General features: G+C 32.7%; 13 protein-coding genes and 1 riboswitch. Of the genes, 7 read left to right on the forward strand and 6 right to left on the reverse strand.

Features of this window, described 5'->3' with window-relative positions; genetic code table 11:
• Positions 1 to 46: 46 nt before the first annotated feature.
• The 6 genes from O3801_RS07920 to tenA all read right to left on the reverse strand — a co-directional run bounded on the left by O3801_RS07920 (position 47) and on the right by tenA (position 5,227).
• Positions 47 to 904: a MetQ/NlpA family ABC transporter substrate-binding protein gene (locus O3801_RS07920; protein WP_371454613.1), complete on the reverse strand. Its 858-nt coding sequence runs from the start codon at positions 902 to 904 to the stop codon at positions 47 to 49.
• Positions 905 to 1,377: 473 nt separating this feature from the next.
• Positions 1,378 to 2,148 carry an alpha/beta fold hydrolase gene (locus tag O3801_RS07925; protein WP_371454614.1) on the reverse strand — a complete coding sequence of 257 codons (771 nt, stop codon included), beginning with the start codon at positions 2,146 to 2,148 and terminating at the stop codon, positions 1,378 to 1,380.
• Positions 2,149 to 2,325: 177 nt separating this feature from the next.
• Positions 2,326 to 2,958, reverse strand: coding sequence for a thiamine phosphate synthase (gene thiE, locus O3801_RS07930; RefSeq protein WP_371454615.1), 633 nt, complete (start codon positions 2,956 to 2,958; stop codon positions 2,326 to 2,328).
• Positions 2,959 to 2,960: 2 nt separating this feature from the next.
• Positions 2,961 to 3,743, reverse strand: coding sequence for a hydroxyethylthiazole kinase (thiM, locus tag O3801_RS07935; RefSeq protein WP_294683821.1), 783 nt, complete (start codon positions 3,741 to 3,743; stop codon positions 2,961 to 2,963).
• A 2-nt stretch (positions 3,744 to 3,745) separates the two neighbouring features.
• Positions 3,746 to 4,543: a bifunctional hydroxymethylpyrimidine kinase/phosphomethylpyrimidine kinase gene (gene thiD / locus O3801_RS07940; protein WP_371454616.1), complete on the reverse strand. Its 798-nt coding sequence runs from the start codon at positions 4,541 to 4,543 to the stop codon at positions 3,746 to 3,748.
• Positions 4,544 to 4,546: 3 nt separating this feature from the next.
• On the reverse strand, positions 4,547 to 5,227 hold the full coding sequence (tenA, locus tag O3801_RS07945; protein WP_371454617.1) for a thiaminase II: 681 nt from the start codon (positions 5,225 to 5,227) through the stop codon (positions 4,547 to 4,549).
• 143 nt (positions 5,228 to 5,370) lie between these two features.
• Positions 5,371 to 5,468: riboswitch (TPP riboswitch) on the reverse strand.
• 327 nt (positions 5,469 to 5,795) lie between these two features.
• Here tenA and O3801_RS07950 point away from each other — a divergent pair.
• The 7 genes from O3801_RS07950 to O3801_RS07980 all read left to right on the forward strand — a co-directional run bounded on the left by O3801_RS07950 (position 5,796) and on the right by O3801_RS07980 (position 18,417).
• On the forward strand, positions 5,796 to 7,547 hold the full coding sequence (locus O3801_RS07950; protein ID WP_371454618.1) for a hypothetical protein: 1,752 nt from the start codon (positions 5,796 to 5,798) through the stop codon (positions 7,545 to 7,547).
• 215 nt (positions 7,548 to 7,762) lie between these two features.
• Positions 7,763 to 12,148, forward strand: a complete 4,386-nt coding sequence (locus O3801_RS07955; protein ID WP_371454619.1) for a peptidase — start codon at positions 7,763 to 7,765, stop codon at positions 12,146 to 12,148.
• 86 nt (positions 12,149 to 12,234) lie between these two features.
• A complete protein-coding gene (locus O3801_RS07960) occupies positions 12,235 to 14,163 on the forward strand; it encodes a hypothetical protein (RefSeq protein ID WP_371454620.1) in 1,929 nt (642 codons plus the stop codon).
• Between the two features lie 117 nt (positions 14,164 to 14,280).
• A complete protein-coding gene (locus O3801_RS07965) occupies positions 14,281 to 15,603 on the forward strand; it encodes a heme-binding Shp domain-containing protein (RefSeq protein ID WP_371454621.1) in 1,323 nt (440 codons plus the stop codon).
• A gap of 10 nt (positions 15,604 to 15,613) precedes the next feature.
• Positions 15,614 to 16,573, forward strand: coding sequence for a heme ABC transporter substrate-binding protein IsdE (gene isdE / locus O3801_RS07970; protein ID WP_371454622.1), 960 nt, complete (start codon positions 15,614 to 15,616; stop codon positions 16,571 to 16,573).
• A gap of 105 nt (positions 16,574 to 16,678) precedes the next feature.
• Entirely contained in the window at positions 16,679 to 17,653 is a 975-nt protein-coding gene (locus O3801_RS07975; protein ID WP_371454623.1) for a FecCD family ABC transporter permease, read from the forward strand.
• Positions 17,653 to 18,417 carry an ABC transporter ATP-binding protein gene (locus O3801_RS07980; protein ID WP_371454624.1) on the forward strand — a complete coding sequence of 255 codons (765 nt, stop codon included), beginning with the start codon at positions 17,653 to 17,655 and terminating at the stop codon, positions 18,415 to 18,417. Before O3801_RS07975 ends, O3801_RS07980 begins: the two co-directional genes overlap by 1 nt.
• The last annotated feature ends 75 nt before the right edge of the window (positions 18,418 to 18,492 follow it).

An 18,492-nucleotide genomic window follows, 5' to 3' on the forward strand; every position in this document is an offset into this window, starting at 1 on the left:
AAAAAAGACAGCTCTTACGAACTGCCTTTTAAGATTTTAATTGGAATTATTTAACAGGTAATACTGCTCCATTCCATTTTTCTTTAATGAATTTTTGAGTATCTTCAGATTTTAAAGCTGCAACAAGTTTTTTAACAACAAGTTTGTCTTTGTCCCCTTCACGAACAACGATGATGTTTGCGTATGGGTTGTCGTCTGTAGCTTTTTCTACTAATACTGGCTCAGTTGCTGCGTTTAATCCTGCATCAACAGCGAAGTTAGCGTTGATTGAAACTAGGTCACCTTCACCGTTTTGGTAGAATTTAACCATTAAAGCTGGATCATTTTCGTAGCTGAATTGTAATTTTTTAGGGTTTTCAGCGATATCATCGAAAGTAGCTGTTACTGGGTCTACACCATCTTTAACTTTTACTAATCCTTCAGAAGCTAATAATTTAATTACGCGTCCCCATTCAGATTTGTTGTTACTTACTAATACTTTAGCACCTTCTTTAAGGTCTTTAACGTTTTTAACTTTTTTAGAGTATAATCCGATTGGCTCTAAGTGGATTGCACCAGCATCTTCAATTTTGTATCCATTTTCTTTAATAGCATTTTTTAAGAATGGTACGTGTTGGAAGTAGTTAATGTCGATTTCTTTATCGTTTAACGTTTTGTTTGGTACATAGTAGTCTTGGTATGTAATGATGTCTAATTTGATTCCTTCTTTTTCAAGTTGTGGAGCAACGTGCTCTAATAATACAGCGTGAGGCACGTTAGTAGCTCCAACTTTAACTGTTACAGGTTTGCTAGGATCTAGTTTATCAACATCGATACCTTTTTTCTCAGTTTTTGATGCGCTTGAGCATCCAATTAATACGATTCCAAGTATGAAACTTGTTACTAAAAATAATAATTTCTTCATTATATAATTTTCTCCTTTTGATTTTATTATTTATTTTTGGGTTTTGCGAATTTTATGTAAAAAAAATCGCCCTTACTCTCCAAAGAGAATAAGGGCGAAACTAATTTCACGGTACCACCTTACTTTTTCGTAAACTACGAACTTTACCACTACAACGTCTATGCATCTAGAATATACACGAGATAGTGTGCGTTTGTAACGTAACGCCTACGAAAAAAGCTTGTGTTTTAAAACTCACTTTTTTTACCATTCAAACCATTTTCCTTTATGATCTGCATTGTGTGCTTTCACCTACTCACACTCTCTGTAAAAGTTCCTATAAAGTACTTATTTGAATATCGGTAATTTTTAACTTGACTATATATTATCATTAGCAAATAAAATTGTCAACACTTTTTTTTGAATTTTTTTAAAAAGTTTTTTGAAAATTCACGAATATTTACTTTTTCATTTACATAAATGACTATCTCTTCTTACAATTCTTTGTTTGTTATATTTTTTAACCACTGCTCTATTACTTCTACTGTTTTATCTCTATATTTCGGAGCCTCATACATGTGGTCTGATCCTTCTATAATATTTAATGTCGAATTTTTATATTTCTTAGCTGTTGCTTTTGCTATATTTGGATGCACCATTTTATCTTCACTTCCAGTTATTACTAATACAGGTTCAGTTACTATTTCAAAATCAATATATGCACCTTTTTGCTTATCTAAAAATGGAAGTGCCATTTGGAAATACGTAAAACCTGATTCTGGAACTAGTTTAGAAAATTCTCTCTCCTTGTCCGCTTCATCTTGATTATTCATACAATAATCATAGAAGGCATGCTTATACGGTGGCATAGATTTTTTCCAGAATCCCCAACGTAGAAAATGTTTATAGAAACAAATTACCATACTTGGGTAAAAAGCGAATATTCCTGCAGCAGGTGCTGTTCCCATTAAAATAAGCCCCTTAGTCTTTGTCTTCATAGCAACTTTCTGCGCAAGAAGTCCTCCTAAAGAGTGCCCCAATACAATCGGAGCTTCATCTAGCGTTTCTATTAGATCTACAATATCATCAGCAAATTCATCTAAACTAACATCTGCTACCTTTTTTTCAACTTCTTCATAAGGTAAATCATGATATCTTAAAGTTGGAGTATATACATTTAAACCTAATTTTTCTAATTCATTAACAAATTCTCCCCAAACAGTTCCATCACACCATGTACCATGTATTAATACTATATTCGTCATAAAAATTCCTCCTACTATTATTTAGTAATCTTTTTTTCACACTAATTATATAACTTATATTCATATTTATCAATTGATAATAAAAAGTAGAACAAAAAATTAATCTAACTCTTTGTTCTACTATTATTATCATGCCTTAAAAATTATCAAGGAATGATTAAACTTTGGAGGCTAATTTTAGAATTGTTCGATCATTTCACGAACAGTTTTTTCAATATTATCTGAATATGCGATTGCTGATATAATAGATATACCATCAACATCTGTTTTCATAATATCTTTAATATGTTGTGTCTGAATACCACCGATTGCGACTAATGGCATTTGTGGTAATAATCTTCTCATTAACTCTAGACCTTCATAACCTATAGCACCGCCAGCATCATCTTTTGATTGTGTGACATATACAGGTCCTACACCAACATAATCTACATATTCAACTTTGGATTGTTTAAATTCTTCTTCATTTCCTATAGAAAGACCTATTATTTTATTAGGCATTAATTTTCTAATTTCATCAACACCTAGGTCGTCCTGCCCTACATGTACTCCGTCAGCATCTATTTCTAATGCTAACTCTATATCATCATTAACAATAAACGGAACATTGTATTTTTTACAAAGATCTTGTAGTTTTATTGCTAATTCTACTTTTTCCTTACCTTCTAATGCTCCTTCACCTTTTTCACGAAATTGAAATAAAGTTATTCCACCTTTTAAAGCATCTTCAACTACTGTATATAAATCCTTACCTAAGCAAGTAGTAGTTCCACAAATAAAATATAATTTTAATAGTTCTTTATTAAACATAATTATTTCACCTTTTTAAATGTTTCAATATCTTTATCAGTGATTTCATATAACGCATTAATAAATTCGACTTTGAATGTTCCAGGAAGATGTCCATTAGGACGTTTTTCTGCCATTTCCCCGGCAATATTATATGCTAACATAGCTGTCTCTAATGATTTTAATTCTTCACCTTTCTCTAGTCCAACAAAACTTGCTAGAACTGCCCCTAATAAGCATCCTGTTCCAATAACTTTAGGCATCATTGCGCTTCCGTTATGGATAGTTACTACTTCTCCGTTGACTGCAATAGCATCTACTTCACCAGTTACTACTATAGGGATATTATACTTAGCATTTGCTGCTAAGGCAATTTCATCAATATTATCTACTCCCGCACTATCAACTCCCTTAGAAGCTACATTTATTCCTACTAAAGATGCAATTTCTCCAGCATTTCCTCTGATAGCTGCTAATTTGTAATTGTTGATTAAATCATCTGATACTTTTTTTCTATAAGCTCCCGCTCCACAAGCTACAGGATCTAATACTGCGGGTACATTGTATTTTTCAGCTATTTTAAGTGCCTCTTGGTATAATTTCCAAGTTTCATCTGTTAATGTACCAATATTAATTAATAATCCTCCAGCATATTTTAATAAGTCTTCTAAATCTTCTGGATATTCACTCATCGCTGGTGATGCTCCTAGTGCTACTAATCCATTTGCTGTGAAATTTTTAACTACATCATTAGTTATACAAATTACTAATGGTGCTTTCTCTTTTAATAATTTTAAACTTGTCATATTTATAAATCTCCTTTAAATGCTATATGATTCACAGGGCCATTTCCATGACCTAGCTCTGGTGTGTATTTAATTGCGGCTGTAATAAATTTTTTCCCAATTTCTACAGCTTCAACAATACTTTTTCCTTTTGCTAATTCTGCTGTAATAACTGCTGAAAATGTACAACCTGTTCCATGTGTATGGTTGGTCTTAAATCTTTCGCTAGTCCATACTTTTTTAGTTCCATCATTTAAAAATAAATAATCTTTCGCTTCTCCTGTTAGATGTCCACCTTTTATAACGACTGACTTACATCCAACTTCATCGATAATGAATTTACCTGCACGATTAACATCATCTTCTGTTAATATTTTAAAATTAACAATTTCTTCTGCTTCAGGTACATTTGGTGTAATAATAGTTGCTAGTGGTAATATCTCTTCTTTTAGGTGTTTTCTCGCAACATCGTCTATCAATTTATCCCCACTTGTCGCAACCATGACTGGATCAACAACATAAGGAACATCTTTAGGTAAATACTTCTTAATTAATTTCATCATATCAGCATTTGCTATCATTCCAGTTTTTATACTATCAGGTGTTATATCATCAAACACACTTTTTAATTGCGCTTCTAATATATCTAAATCTAAATTTCTTATCATTTGAACACCTAACGTATTTTGTGCAACGACACTAGTAACTACAGCCATTCCATACACTTCTCGTGCTTGAAAACTTTTTAGATCTGCCATAATTCCTGCTCCACCCGTTGGATCAATTCCTGCAATAGTTAATGCAATATTTAGTTTACTCATGCCCTATACCTCTAAATCCCAACGTTCTTGTGTATAAGCCATATTGAAGAAACGACGTTCATGTTCACAACTTTCTAAGAAGTTTTTAATAAGTCTTTGTTTACCTTCTTCACTCATAAATTCAGCTTCACGATTGATAATTTTGTGATACTCAGTAAGTACTTCATCTACTAAGCCATCAGCATAAAACTCAACCCAGAATTTTAGTGGGTGGTCTTCAGCTAAATTGTGATTAGCTAAAATCTTTCTAGCTACCATTTTATAAATCCATGGACATGGCGCCATTGCACTTAGTGTTTCTGCCATACCAAATGCAAAGGCATTGTAGTACATATGTTTTATATAATGGTCTGCAGATGGATACCACTCTCCGCCTTTAATAATTTCTTGATAATCTCTCCCTATGTAATCTGCTAAGTTCTTGTGTGCAGCAATTTCCTCATTTAATACAAAATTAATCTGACCTAAGAAAAAGTTTTTTTCAACTTTATCATTACTTTTTGCTAAAAGAATGGCATAAATATCGCTAAAGTTCTCTAAATAAAGTGCATCAGCTTTCAGATAGTGCTCTACTGCTTTCTCTGATAAATCAGCACGAATTAATCCTTGAATAAAGCCATCATTATATATTTTATCAACGATTGGTAATGCCTTCTCTTCCATAATATCAGTAATAAGTTTCATAGGTATATCCCCCTAAATATATTTAATTTTAGTATAAAATAATATCACTTATGATAAATAAAAAAGTCCCCTTACTAACGTAAGAGAACTCTGAAACATATATTACTCATAGTATATTTTCCAATTGCATTGGATTAATTCTATTTTGAAAATATTCACGTTTCCTACGCTAGCATTATCTAGTTCAGGTCAAAGGGTCTAACTATGTTATCTCAGCCTACTGGCTCCCCCAGTGATTTTACTCTATTCACTTTCTAAATCGTAGCATAGAAAATATAAAATGTCAACAATTTAGTTTAAGGGCTTACAAAATTTATATAATTAAATTACTTTTATATCATAGAACTTTTTATAATAATATTTTTTCATATTTTAAAATTAACCTCTTTTCAAATATGGCAAATTTGTGAATTATCAATGTAATTTTATTGTAAATTTCGTCTATTTTAGGTTGTAAATGAAATTAGTTATCACTTTTTTCTTTATTAATTGACACTCTTGTATTATAATAGTTATGATAAATTTTATAATCACAAAATACAATTTTTAAGGAGAAATTTCTATAATTATGAAGAATAAAACATTATTAAAAGTTCTTTCTGCTTCTGCAATATTCACTGCAATCGCAGCAATAGAATCTTATGATCACAACGCATTCGCTACTGAAGTTGCAGCAACTGCTACTAACAATCAAAGCGATGTAGAAACAAAAACAGTACCTCAAGATGTTAAGAATTTACCAGATGGTACATACGATATTAAATCAGAAGCATTTAAATTCTACGGTAAAGATGGGGATCCATCTATGGCCTCGGCTGGATTAGACAAAGATAATACAAAATTGATTGTTAAAAATGGACAATACTCTGTAAATGTGAATTTCAAACCTATTGATTTGTTCAATCAGAAAGGTTACCTTGGTGATTTAAAATATTACGATGGTGATAAAACACATAGTAATCGCTACGATATTCAAGACAATGAGTTTAAAGATACGACTATCGTTGAAAATTATTCAGAAAATGAAAAAGATGCTTTTATAGATGTATACAAGAAAAAATTTCCTGGACGCACAGTTTATCCTAAAACTTTATCTTATAATGTAGACAAAAATAAAATCGACGCTAACAATAAACTGGAAACATATACTCAAGTATTCGTTCCTGTAATGGAAGCTTTCCCTACTGGTTCAGGTACTCAACGAATGATCCTTGAATATAATTTAAATTCATTAACTACAAAAACTATAACAGAACCTAAATATAATCTTGTACCACTAACAATGATGGATGCAACTGCTAACACTAAATCAATGGGAGATGGTGCAATCGACAAATCAAAAACTCGTGTTGAAAAAGTTGGAGATACATATCACTACTATGTAACTGCGAAAGATTTAGCATTCGGACCATACGTTGGTGAATTAACAAATCTTACAGTTAATGGTACAACTGCTACTCTAACTGAACTTGGTGGTTCAAATCACGAAAAACTATACCACTTCACAAGTAAAGAAAAATACGATGTAGTTAATGTGACAGTTGATGTTGACGCTGGTGGTAGACCATTCCACAAAAATACACCTGCACGTTTTGCATTCGATTGGGCTAAAGCTACTCCACTTACTAAAACTATCGTAAATCAACTTCAAAATGAAGAAAAAGCTAAAGCAAATGAAAAAGTTGCTACCGATAAAAAAGCTAAAGAAGAAAAAGCACGTATCGAAGCTGAAAAACTAGCTAAAGAAAAAGCTGAAAAAGAACGTATTGAAAGAGAAAAACTAGCTAAAGAAAAAGCTGAAAAAGAGCGTATCGAAAGAGAAAAACTAGCTAAAGAAAAAGCTGAAAAAGAACGTATTGAAGCTGAAAAACTAGCTAAGGAAAAAGCTGAAAAAGAAAGACTTGAAAGAGAAAAACCACCTGTAACTGCTAAAGGTGAACCTGCAATTGAAGAGAAACCTGAATTTGATTTAGATGGGTTCATTAGTAACCATAAAGGGCCAATTACAGTTAAAGGAGAAGCTACAATATTAGAAAAACCTGAATTTGATTTAGATGGGTACCTTAGAGAACAAAAACGATTGACTGAAGAAACAACTACTACATCAGATAAAAAACCACTTATCAATGATATCTTTGGACAATCTGAAGTTAAAGATACGTTTGTAGCTACTCCAGTAAGCACTAAAGAATCTAATGTCACTACTGTAAATGTTAAAAAATCATTAGCAAACACTGGTGTTAATACTGCAACTACAGGCTTCTTCGGATTAGTAACTTTACTATCTGCATTTATCTTACGTAGAAAAACTAATAAATAATTATTATTAAAACAAGTTTGGTGAATTCCAAGCTTGTTTTAATTTGTGTCTAAATTGTGACTTGTTTTTGAAGTTTTTGAGAAAAAAAGACCTGTTTTTAGGGATAGTTGATATCAATTATCATTTTTTTCTTTATTTTTTATAGCTTTTGTATTATAATAGTGGTAACGATTTAATATCTAATAATATACAAAATAAAGGAGAAAATTCCTAATATGAAAAATACAACATTATTAAAAGTTTTGTCAGCAACTGCAATTTTTTCTGCTGTTGCAGCAATCGAAGCATACGATCAAGATAGTTTTGCATTCGCAGCGGAAGAAACACCTGTTGTAGCAAATACAACAACTTCTGCTACGAAGCCAACTACTACGCAACCTACAGCGCCAGCATCTACTACTGGAGAAACTAATTCATCAGCAACTCCAGCAGTGAACTCTGCTGCAGCCCCCGCAACTACGCCAGCAACAGCAACTACTGCTCCTAAAGCTGAAGAACCAGCAACTGTAGCTCAAGATGTTAAAGCTTTAAAAGATGGGGAATATAAGATTAGTGCTGAAGCATTAAAATTCCATGAAGAAGGTCGTCCTTCTATGGCTGCCGCTGCAATCGATAATGAAAAAACAAAATTAATAGTAAAAAATGGAGAATACTCTGTAAATGTTTCATTTAAACCTATCACATTTGGTGGTCTTACTGGTTATTTAGGAGATTTAAAATACTATGATGGAGATAAGACACATGCAGATCGTGAAAAAATTGATGATCATGAGTATAAAGACTCAACTATAGTTGAAAATTACAGTGCCAATGATACTGACAATTTCGTAGATGTCTACAAAGAAAAATTCCCTAATCGTACTGTTTATCCAAAAACTGTTACTTTCAATGTAGATAAAAATAAAATTGATGCTAATAATAAACTAGAAACATTTACTAAAGTGTTTGTTCCTGTTATGGAATCTATTGGTAAAAAGAATAATACTCCTGGAACTGGAACTCAAAAAATGATTTTAAAATTTGATTTATCTTCTTTAGCTAGAAAAAAAGTCACAGCTGATAACTATGAAGCTGCAACTTACGAAAATCCTAACAAAGACGTTGAATACAAAGGAACTATTAAAAAAGACTTCCCTATCCACGTTCAAGGACATTTAAGAAATGCTAACAACAACGATGAAGAATCATTATACGGTTCTGCTTTAGATAGTTATGTTAAAGTTGAAAAAGTTGGAGATAAATACAAATATACTCTAAGATTCAAAAAAGGTCTTGCTGATGTAGGTGGAGAGTTCTACCCATTTGAATTACATAAAGTAGCATACCAAGGTAAAGATATTCCATTAACTACTTTAGCGTCAAACGGAAATTCTTCAGTAAAAGAAGGATCTATCATTACTGACAAACTATTAGAAAAAATTCAATTAGACGGTACTGCTCCATATCCTAACGGTGCTTTAATGTCACACTTTGTTACATTAAAACTATACTATGAAACAGCTACTGACTATAAGGAAAGACCTGTAAAATTAGAAGATGTAGTTGCACCTGCTAAACCTAAACCAGTTAAGCCTACACCAACTACACCAAAAGAAGAACCAAAACCAGCTACACCAACAGCTGCTGACCACAATGTTGATGCTGATAAAGTTCCATCTACATTCCCTGCTACAGTAAAAGCTGAATTAAATGGTAGAACTACTGGTACTGCTTCAATCTATGAAAATGCATTTGTTAAAGATGTAAAAGTAGAAAAAGTTGGGGATAAATATCAATATACTATCCAAGTTAAAGAAGGAAAATCTACTAACTTCTTATTACGTAATAAGCCATTCACAGTTTCTAAACTTACTTATAAAGGAACTGAAATTAACTTTACTGAAGTTGATGCAGCTACTAAGCTAAAAGAAGGTAAAATCTTAACTGACTCTCTTCTAGACAAGATCCAAGTAGATGCTGTATTAAATGTTCAAACAAAAGGTGGTGCTAAACCTAGATTTGAAGACAGAACTGCTGAAAGTACAATAGCTTTAGACTTCCCTAAAGTGGAAAAACCTAAAGAAGTTACACCTGCTAAACCTTCAGTACCTGATCATGAAGTAGATGCTGATAAAGTTCCTACTACATTCCCTGCTACTGTTAAAGGTGAATTAAATGGTAGAACTACTAATTCAAGCTCAATCTATGAAAATGCATTTGTTAAAGATGTAAAAGTTGAAAAAGTTGGAGATAAATATCAATACACTATTCAAGTAAAAGAAGGTAAATCTTCTACTTACTTATTACGTAATAAACCATTTACAGTTTCTAAACTTACTTATAAAGGAACTGAAATTAACTTTACTGAAGTTGATGCAGCTACTAAACTAAAAGAAGGTAAAATCTTAACTGATACTCTTCTAGATAAAATCCAAGTTGATACTGTAATTAGCGTACAAACTAAAGGTGGAGCTAAACCTAGATTTGAAGAACGTGCTGCTGAAAGTACAATAGCTCTAGACTTCCCTACTGTAGAAAAAGTTAAAGAAGAAGTTGCTAATAACTTAGTTCCGGCTATAATTAATAATGCTCATGAATCTAATAGAACTTCAATGGCAGATGGTGCATTAGTACATGAAAAAACTCGTGTTGAAAAAGTAAATGATACTTACAACTACTATTTAACATTTAAAGACTTAGATGTCAATACTCTAGTAGGAACTGTAGATACTATAACTGTTGATGGTAATGCAGCTGAAAGAACTGATCTTGGTGGTGAAGGTCATGAAAAAGTATTCCACTTCACAAGTCCTGAAAAATTAACTGAAAAAACTATTACATTCTCAGTATCAGTAAATGGAAAACCATTAAAAGGTCATTCAAATGTTGCAGCAACACTTAAATTCAACTGGGATTCTGCTGCTCCTTTAACAGCTGATCAAGTAACATCACTACACAAAGATGAAACTACAAAAGCTAAAGCTGAAAAAGAAAGATTAGAGAAAGAAGAAGCTGCTAAAGCTGAAAAAGAAAGACTTGAAAAAGAAAGATTAGAAAAAGCTCAAAAAGCCGAAGCTGATCGTCTTGAAAAAGAAAAATTAGAAAGAGAAGAAGCTGCTAAAGCTCAAGCCGAAAAAGAAAGACTTGAAAAAGAAAAAGCTCAAAAAGCTGAAGCTGATCGTCTTGAAAAAGAAAGATTAGAGAAAGAAGAAGCTGCTAAAGCTGAAAAAGAAAGACTTGAAAAAGAAAGACTTGAAAAAGCTCAAAAAGCCGAAGCTGATCGTCTTGAAAAAGAAAAATTAGAAAGAGAAGAAGCTGCTAAGGCTCAAGCCGAAAAAGAAAGACTTGAAAAAGAGAAAGCTCAAAAAGCTGAAGCTGATCGTCTTGAAAAAGAAAGATTAGAAAAAGAAGCTGCTGCTAAGGCTCAAGCTGAAAAAGAAAGACTTGAAAAAGAAAAAGCTCAAAAAGCTGAAGCTGATCGTCTTGAAAAAGAAAGATTAGAAAAAGAAGCTGCTGCTAAAGCTCAAGCCGAAAAAGAAAGACTTGAAAAAGAAAAATCACAAAAAGCTGAAGCTGATCGTCTTGAAAAAGAAAAATTAGAAAAAGAAGCTGCTGCTAAAGCTCAAGCTGAAAAAGAAAAACTTGAAAAAGAAAAAGCAAAATTAGAAGAACTTAAAAAAGAAGCATTAGCTAATATTGCTAACAACAAAGATGTTAACAAAGAAGAAGCATCAAAACTTAAAGAAATCGTTAATTCTGCATCACTTAAAGATACTTTAGTTGCTAAAGTTGTAGAAAATGGTTCATCAGAAGAAATCAAAGTTTCATTTGATAACTCTGCAGTAAAAGCATCTAACTTTGTAGTTGAAAAAGCTAATAAAGAAACTGTAGAAAAAGTTGAAGAACTTGTTAAAAAAGCTGATGAAAATCTAAGTGTTGTTAAAACAATAGATCTTCACTTTACTGATGCAAACGGAAATACAGTTAACAAACAAGGTGAAACTCGTGCTGTTACAGTAGCCGTTGTTGCTAACGAAGATGAAAAACTAGAAGTTTACTATGTAAATGGTGATAAACTAGAAAGAATTCCAAGTGTTTACAAAGATGGTAAACTTACATTCTTCACAAGTCACTTCAGTTTATACACAATTGTAAAATCAAAAACTGTGGCTTCAGATCAGAATACACCTGTTCCTGTAAACCCTGCTCCTACTGACAACAATGATAAACCATCAAGCGAACCAAGTACTCCAACTAAACCAAATAGTGGAGAAACTCCAGTTCAACCTGAAGGACCAACATCAAACGAAAAACCAAAATTTGAAACTGGTGAAGCTCTTGTTCAACCTGAATTACCAGCATTCGATATCAATGAGTTAAACAAAGAGCAAAAAGTAAAAGAACAAGCACAACCAGCAACACAAGATATCTTTGGACAAAAAGAAACTAAAGAAGATAAAAAAGCTGAGGCTGAAAAAACTACTGTTCAAAAAACTTCACAAACTGTAGCTAAAGGACTTAAAGCGTTAGCTAATACTGGAGTAAGTTCAACAGCAACTGTTGGTTTAGGTGCACTAGTATTATTATCTGCTCTAGTTCTACGCAGAAAAAATAACAAATAATATAAAACGAACTCTTATACAAAGGGATATTTTATCCCTTTGTATAAAGTCATGTATAAAGAAATATAAGGAGAAATCAAGATAAGATGAAATCAAATAAATTATTAAAAGTTCTATCTGCAGCAACTATAATCTCAACCCTTGCTGTGGTGGATTATTCAGCAACTACACAAAACAACAAAGTTTTATTAGCAGCTGATACTCAAAATCCAGAAGTAGAAGTGCCAACAACAGCTTTAAACGCATATGAAGCCGGAAAAACATCAATGGCTTCTGCTTCTATAGTTAAATTAACCGTTCAAAAAGTATCCAATGGTTATAAATATAAGTTAATATTAAAAGATATCGAAGTAGGAAAGTTAACTGATGGAGTATCTAAACTTTGGATAGAAGGTAAAGAAACACCATTACAACCAATAGAATACACAGAAAATCCTAGCATTAAAAACCCTAAATTAGCTGAATTTACTTTATCAGAACTAAAACCACAAATAAATGCTACTGTCTTTGTTAAAGTAATGGAAGAAATCGGAATGCTATCTGGAAATGCTGGTCAAGGTAAAAAAGATACAATTCTTAGTCTAGATTTAACTGGAGTTGAAGAAAAACTTACTCCTAAACCTGTTGATAAACCTGTAGTGACTCCTAAGCCTGTAGCTGAAACTCCAGCTAAACCTGCTGTGACAGAATCTCCAGTAAAACCTGAAACACCTAAAAATACTCAACCTTCGGATAAACCAGCTGATCCAGCTAAACCAGCTGATAAACCAACTGAGACTGTTAAACCTGTAGAAACTCCTAAATCTACAGAGCCAGCTAAACCTATTAAACCTGTAGAAACACCTAAACCTAAGGAGCAACCAAAACCTGTAGTGACTACACCTACTCCTTCTGCTACTGCAACTTTCTATAAAGGAGTTAAAGCTACACTACTGAATGCTTATCGTCCTGGACAAAAATCTATGGGAGATGCAGCTCTAGAACACAGTAATGTTACTGTATTTAAAGAAGGAAGTACTTACCACTACATCGTAAGATTCCACGATCTTTCAACTCAAGGATTTACCGGTGGAATCTCTAAATTCTGGGTGAATGGTACTGAATACCCTGTTAACTCAACTCGCGGTGCTAATAACCAAGTAGAAGTTCACTTCACATCTACTAAAAAACTAACATCAGTTCCTGTTTCAGTATTCGTACAAGTAATGGAAGATATTATGCCTGGTGGCGGTACTCAAAATGCTACTTTATCATTTGACTGGTCTAGTGTAACTGAGCAACAAGGGCAACCAATAGCTGGTGGAAACCCAGGAAACAGTGGTTATACTCCTAAACCATCTAATCCAGATGAAAATCCAGGAGGACAACAACCTACTTCACCAATCACTTCATCAACTACACCTCTTCCTGCTGCACCTCAAGAACAAGGTGAAGAACGTACTGTTACATACTTTGATAACGTAACTGCTTCACTACTAAACGCATATGAAGCAGGCCGTGCCTCTATGGGTAATGCAGCATTAGATGGAATCACTGTATACAAAGATGGAGATACATACCACTATATCGTACGTTTCCACGATATTAAAGTAGGAACACTTACAGACGGAATTAGACGTTTCTGGGTTAATGGTACTGAGTACCCTGTTGTAGAAACAGGTGGAGCTATGAAGCAGGTTCAAATCCACTTCACATCAAATGAAAAATTAACTAACATTCCTGTTTCAGTATTCGTTCCGACAATGGAAAGCATTATGCCAGGTGCTGGTAAAAAAGATGCAATCCTTAGCCTTAACTGGTCTAACGCCACAGAAAGACAAGGAAAAGCATTTGTTACAGGAGGACAACCTGGAGCTAGTGCCGCTGGTAATGGAGCTAATGCTTTAACTCCAAAAGGTGGTCGTCTAAACAACGGAAGACTATCTAATACAGGATTAGAAACATCATCATCTATTCTTGCAGGAGCTCTTACTTTAATGAGTGCCTTCATGGTTGGTAGAAGAAAAGAAAAATAAAATAGTAAGATAATATCTCGCTAAACAACTATAATATTATCTACTCTGAAAGGCGGGAATATTTCCCGTCTTTCTTAATTAAAAATTAAATAACATATAAGAAAGTGAGTTTTAATAATGAAACGAGTTTTAAAACTATTAACGATAGTTATTGCTACATTAACATTTATCGTTACATCTAGTAATGTACCCTTCGTAAAAAATGTACACGCTGCTGACAAGGTATACAGTGTACCTGTTGAGTTGTGGCATGCTGAAAATAGTGGTCGACTTTCTATGGGAAATAATGCATTAGCTACACATGCTACTGTAAATGTTCATGATAATAACACTTCTACTATTACTGTTCAATTCACTCCGATGGATTTCAGTAATATGCACGGTCACTTATTATCACTTAACATTTATTCATCTCCTATTTTCTCAGGAAGTCTTACTGCCGCTTCAGTAACAAGTACTTATAATGATACTAACTTAGATGGTGGTACTAGTACTTATCCTGGAACTCTAAGCTTTAATTTCGGTGAAGCTAAACCTGATAAAGTTGGTGTTAGAGTTGCTGTTGATGCTATGAACCAAATTATGGGTGGTGATGCATCTCAAAATGCTATTATTAAATTCAATTGGTCTGCAGCTAATCTAGTATCTGGTTCTGAAGATTCATCTAAAGATAAAGAAAAAGAGAAAAAAGCTGAAGATAAGAAAAAAGAAGAAGAAAACAAAGATAAAAAAGATGAGAATAAGGCACCTGAAGGATTTGTTGCTAAGAAATTAGAAGATTACTTTAAAGATGACCAAAAGACAAAAAATCCTGGTCTTTATAACCTTGACATTACAGGTTCATATCTAAACCCTCTTACTGGTGTTACCGCTGATGGTGGTACTAAAAACGCTGCTATCGGTGAAGGTATGGTACAAGGAGTTATCTCACCTATTAATGCAGGTGGAGATCTAAATGATGCTCTTAAAAATCAAAAATCTAACGGTGAAAAACGTTGGTCTAAAGCAATGCTTCAACGTACAAAAGATGGTAAATTATATGCTACTGTACGTATACACCTTATGAACTGGGTTCAACGTAGTAAAGAACAAGGTCCTTTCATTAAAGTTCTTCAAAAAGATGGAGAATTTAAACAAATAGAGGCTACTGAAACAAAAGTTAACATTGAACAATATAAAGATAGCTATGTTGATTATCGATTCGAAGTGCCAAATGAAAACTTCTTAGCTATGGTACAAATGTATGTAGAACCTATGAACCGTCCTGTTCGTTATTTTGTAGAAGTTAATACTGATACTATAAAAAATGGAAATGATGGTTTAGATATGGAAGCTATTAAAGAAACAAACTACGTACCTTACTATGTTGGCGGAGGTATCGGAGTTCTTGTAATAGCTGCTGGAGCTTTCTTTGCTCTTAAAAAAAGAAAAAATAATTAGGAGATAATTCATGAAAAGAAAACTATCCCTACTATTTACACTACTTCTAGCTAGTATCTTAGTACTTACTGCTTGTTCATCACAAAATAAAGCTGGTAATACTACTGGAACAGATCCTAATCTAGCTGATAAAGCTTTTAATGAGACTATTGACTTAACAGGTGTAAATAAAGATAAAAAATCTGAAGAAGAAAATGGTAAACGTGTCATAATGGACTCTGTAGCTTTAGCTCAAGTAGCTAATGTTCTTGATATTAAATTAGCAGCTGTTCCTACCACAAAATTAGGTCGTATGCCTAAAAGATATGACAACACTGTTCAAATCGGACTTCCTATGAATCCAAATATGGAAGTTATCAAGTCGATTAATCCTTCTATTGTATACGCACCAGATAGTTTGCAAGACTGGATAAAAGAAGGATTCGAGAAAAATAAAATCCCTTATAAATTTGTAGATATTCGTAGTGTTAATGGATTATACTCTATTACAGAAGATCTTGCAAAGGAATTTGGTAAAACAGAAAAATTCAAAGAATTAAAGAAAGAACATGATGAGTTCTTCGCTAAATTCAATGAAAAAATCGCTAATAAGAAGAAACCAAAAGTTCTTGTTCTTATGGGCTTACCAGGAAGTTACATGGCTGCTACTGAGAAATCTTATGTTGGTAACCTTGTAAAATTAGCAGGTGGTGAAAATATCATTAAAGGTACTGAAGAGTTTAAAAATCTAAACTTAGAAACTGCTTTAAATGATAAACCAGACTTCATTTTACGTACTGCTCATGCTATGCCTGATAACGTAAATGAAATGTTTAAAAAAGAATTTGAAAACAATAAGAGTTGGTCTCACTTTGATGCGGTAAAAAATAATAAAGTTGTCGATTTAGATAGCTCAATGTTTGGTATGACAGCTACATACGATTACCAAAAAGGATTAGAAAGTCTATACAGTATTTTCTATAGTAACTAATACTTAAAACCAGAAGTAGCACACTGCTGCCTCTGGTTTTTTACATAATACAATTTTAAAACAATGTGATATACTAAACATATAAACTATATAAGGAGGCTCTTAATGTTTAAAAACAAAAAAGCAATCACTTTTTCTGTTCTTATTCTACTTTTATTAAGTACAATATTTTTTGCAGCGAACAGTGGTAGTATAAAAGCTAGCGTCGGGCAATTAGCTGTTGGTATCTTTACTGGAGAATACGCCAATGTTAATGCAATTATCGACGTTCGTTTTCCAAGAATTATCATCACTATATTAGTAGGTGCTGCTCTTGGGGTTAGTGGTTTATTATTACAAACAGTATTAAAGAACCCACTTGTCGATCCTAGTATTATTGGTGTTTCTAGTGGAGCCAACCTATTTTTATACTTGGGATTAGGATTATTCCCTCAATTCATGATATTTAAATCAATATTTTCTATCATCGGTGGAGTCCTTGGTTTCTTAATCATTTATTACCTAGCAGGTAGAACAAAGAATAATGTTAAAATTATTTTAATCGGTATTGCAATAAGTTATTTCTTCACAGGAATACTAAGTTCTATGCAGTACTTAAACCAAGCTAACTCTACTACTTCAACTACGTTTAAAACTGTTGGTTTAGGAACTAAAAACTGGGATGATGTTTCATTATTATTAGGTTGGATTCCATTACTACTAATTATTAGCTTCTTCTTAGCTAAACTATGTAATATCTTCGCTTTAGATGATAATATTATTAGTTCATTAGGAATCAATATTAATATAATTCGCCTGCTGATTTCATTTGTTGCAGTAGCTCTTGCTTCTGTTTCTACAGCTGTTGCTGGTGTTATGGTCTTCTTAGCTCTTATTACACCTCATATTGCTAAGATTATAATTGGAAGAAATCATATTTATACTATTCCATTCAGTGCTCTACTAGGTGCATTTATCCTACTTTTATTCGATACAATAGGTCGTGTTATTTTCGCACCAATAGAAATACCTGCTGATTTAATAATGATGATTATAGGTGGACCTGCATTTATTATTTTAGTTAAGAAAGGAGTAAGTTAATGGAAAACATAATAGAAATTAATAACCTTACATTTAAGTATAATAATAAAAATCCACTTTTTGAAGGTCTAAATGTTAGTATTGAAAAAGGTAAGATTACTACCCTGCTTGGAAAAAATGGTTGTGGGAAGAGTACACTTATAAAAATATTAGCAAAAAACTTAAACTATAATTCTGGAAGTGTAAAAATCGAAGGTAAGGAACTGAATTCATATTCATTAAAAGAACTTGCGAGTATTCTTGCAATTGTTTATCAAAAGAATAAAACTCCACGAGAAATTACCGTCTATGATATGGTAAGTTTCGCTCGTCTTCCTTATCAAAACATCTTCTTCTACAAGCCTAGCGCTAGTGATATAGAAAAAATTGAATTTGCTCTTGAAAAAACTAATTTAGTAGCATATAGAGATAAACGTGTAGATGAATTATCAGGAGGCCAACTTCAACGTGTTTATATCGCAATGGCACTTGCACAAAGCACTGATATTATTATATTAGACGAACCTACTACTTTCCTTGATATAAAATATCAGAAATCTATAATGCAACTTGTTAGAGAGCTTAACAAATCTCTAGGAATTACTATTATCATGGTCCTACATGATATAAATCAGGCACTAGCATATAGTGATAATATTATTTCTCTTCTTGATGGAAAAGTAATTAAAAATGATCAAGCTGCTAACTTTTTCGATGAAAATCTTCTAAACAAACTTTATGATGCTGATATAAAAATAGAAGATGGAAAAGTAATTAGTTGGTAACTTTACTAATAACATATGAAAAAATTAAATCAATCGCTATGTCTAAGTATTAATATCTAGACATAGCGATAATTT

The sequence above is a fragment of the Gemella sp. 27098_8_149 genome, assembly GCF_041433745.1.
Taxonomy (GTDB): Bacteria; Bacillota; Bacilli; order Staphylococcales; family Gemellaceae; genus Gemella.

What these genes read in the sequence shown, in the direction of transcription:
- O3801_RS07965 (WP_371454621.1), top strand. Translation starts at nt 14,281, where the DNA reads ATGAAACGAGTTTTAAAACTATTAACGATAGTTATTGCTACATTAACA.
- O3801_RS07975 (WP_371454623.1), top strand. Translation starts at nt 16,679, where the DNA reads ATGTTTAAAAACAAAAAAGCAATCACTTTTTCTGTTCTTATTCTACTT.
- O3801_RS07955 (WP_371454619.1), top strand. Translation starts at nt 7,763, where the DNA reads ATGAAAAATACAACATTATTAAAAGTTTTGTCAGCAACTGCAATTTTT.
- O3801_RS07920 (WP_371454613.1), bottom strand. Translation starts at nt 904, where the DNA reads ATGAAGAAATTATTATTTTTAGTAACAAGTTTCATACTTGGAATCGTA.
- tenA (WP_371454617.1), bottom strand. Translation starts at nt 5,227, where the DNA reads ATGAAACTTATTACTGATATTATGGAAGAGAAGGCATTACCAATCGTT.
- thiM (WP_294683821.1), bottom strand. Translation starts at nt 3,743, where the DNA reads ATGACAAGTTTAAAATTATTAAAAGAGAAAGCACCATTAGTAATTTGT.
- O3801_RS07960 (WP_371454620.1), top strand. Translation starts at nt 12,235, where the DNA reads ATGAAATCAAATAAATTATTAAAAGTTCTATCTGCAGCAACTATAATC.
- isdE (WP_371454622.1), top strand. Translation starts at nt 15,614, where the DNA reads ATGAAAAGAAAACTATCCCTACTATTTACACTACTTCTAGCTAGTATC.
- O3801_RS07950 (WP_371454618.1), top strand. Translation starts at nt 5,796, where the DNA reads ATGAAGAATAAAACATTATTAAAAGTTCTTTCTGCTTCTGCAATATTC.
- O3801_RS07925 (WP_371454614.1), bottom strand. Translation starts at nt 2,148, where the DNA reads ATGACGAATATAGTATTAATACATGGTACATGGTGTGATGGAACTGTT.
- thiD (WP_371454616.1), bottom strand. Translation starts at nt 4,543, where the DNA reads ATGAGTAAACTAAATATTGCATTAACTATTGCAGGAATTGATCCAACG.
- thiE (WP_371454615.1), bottom strand. Translation starts at nt 2,958, where the DNA reads ATGTTTAATAAAGAACTATTAAAATTATATTTTATTTGTGGAACTACT.
- O3801_RS07980 (WP_371454624.1), top strand. Translation starts at nt 17,653, where the DNA reads ATGGAAAACATAATAGAAATTAATAACCTTACATTTAAGTATAATAAT.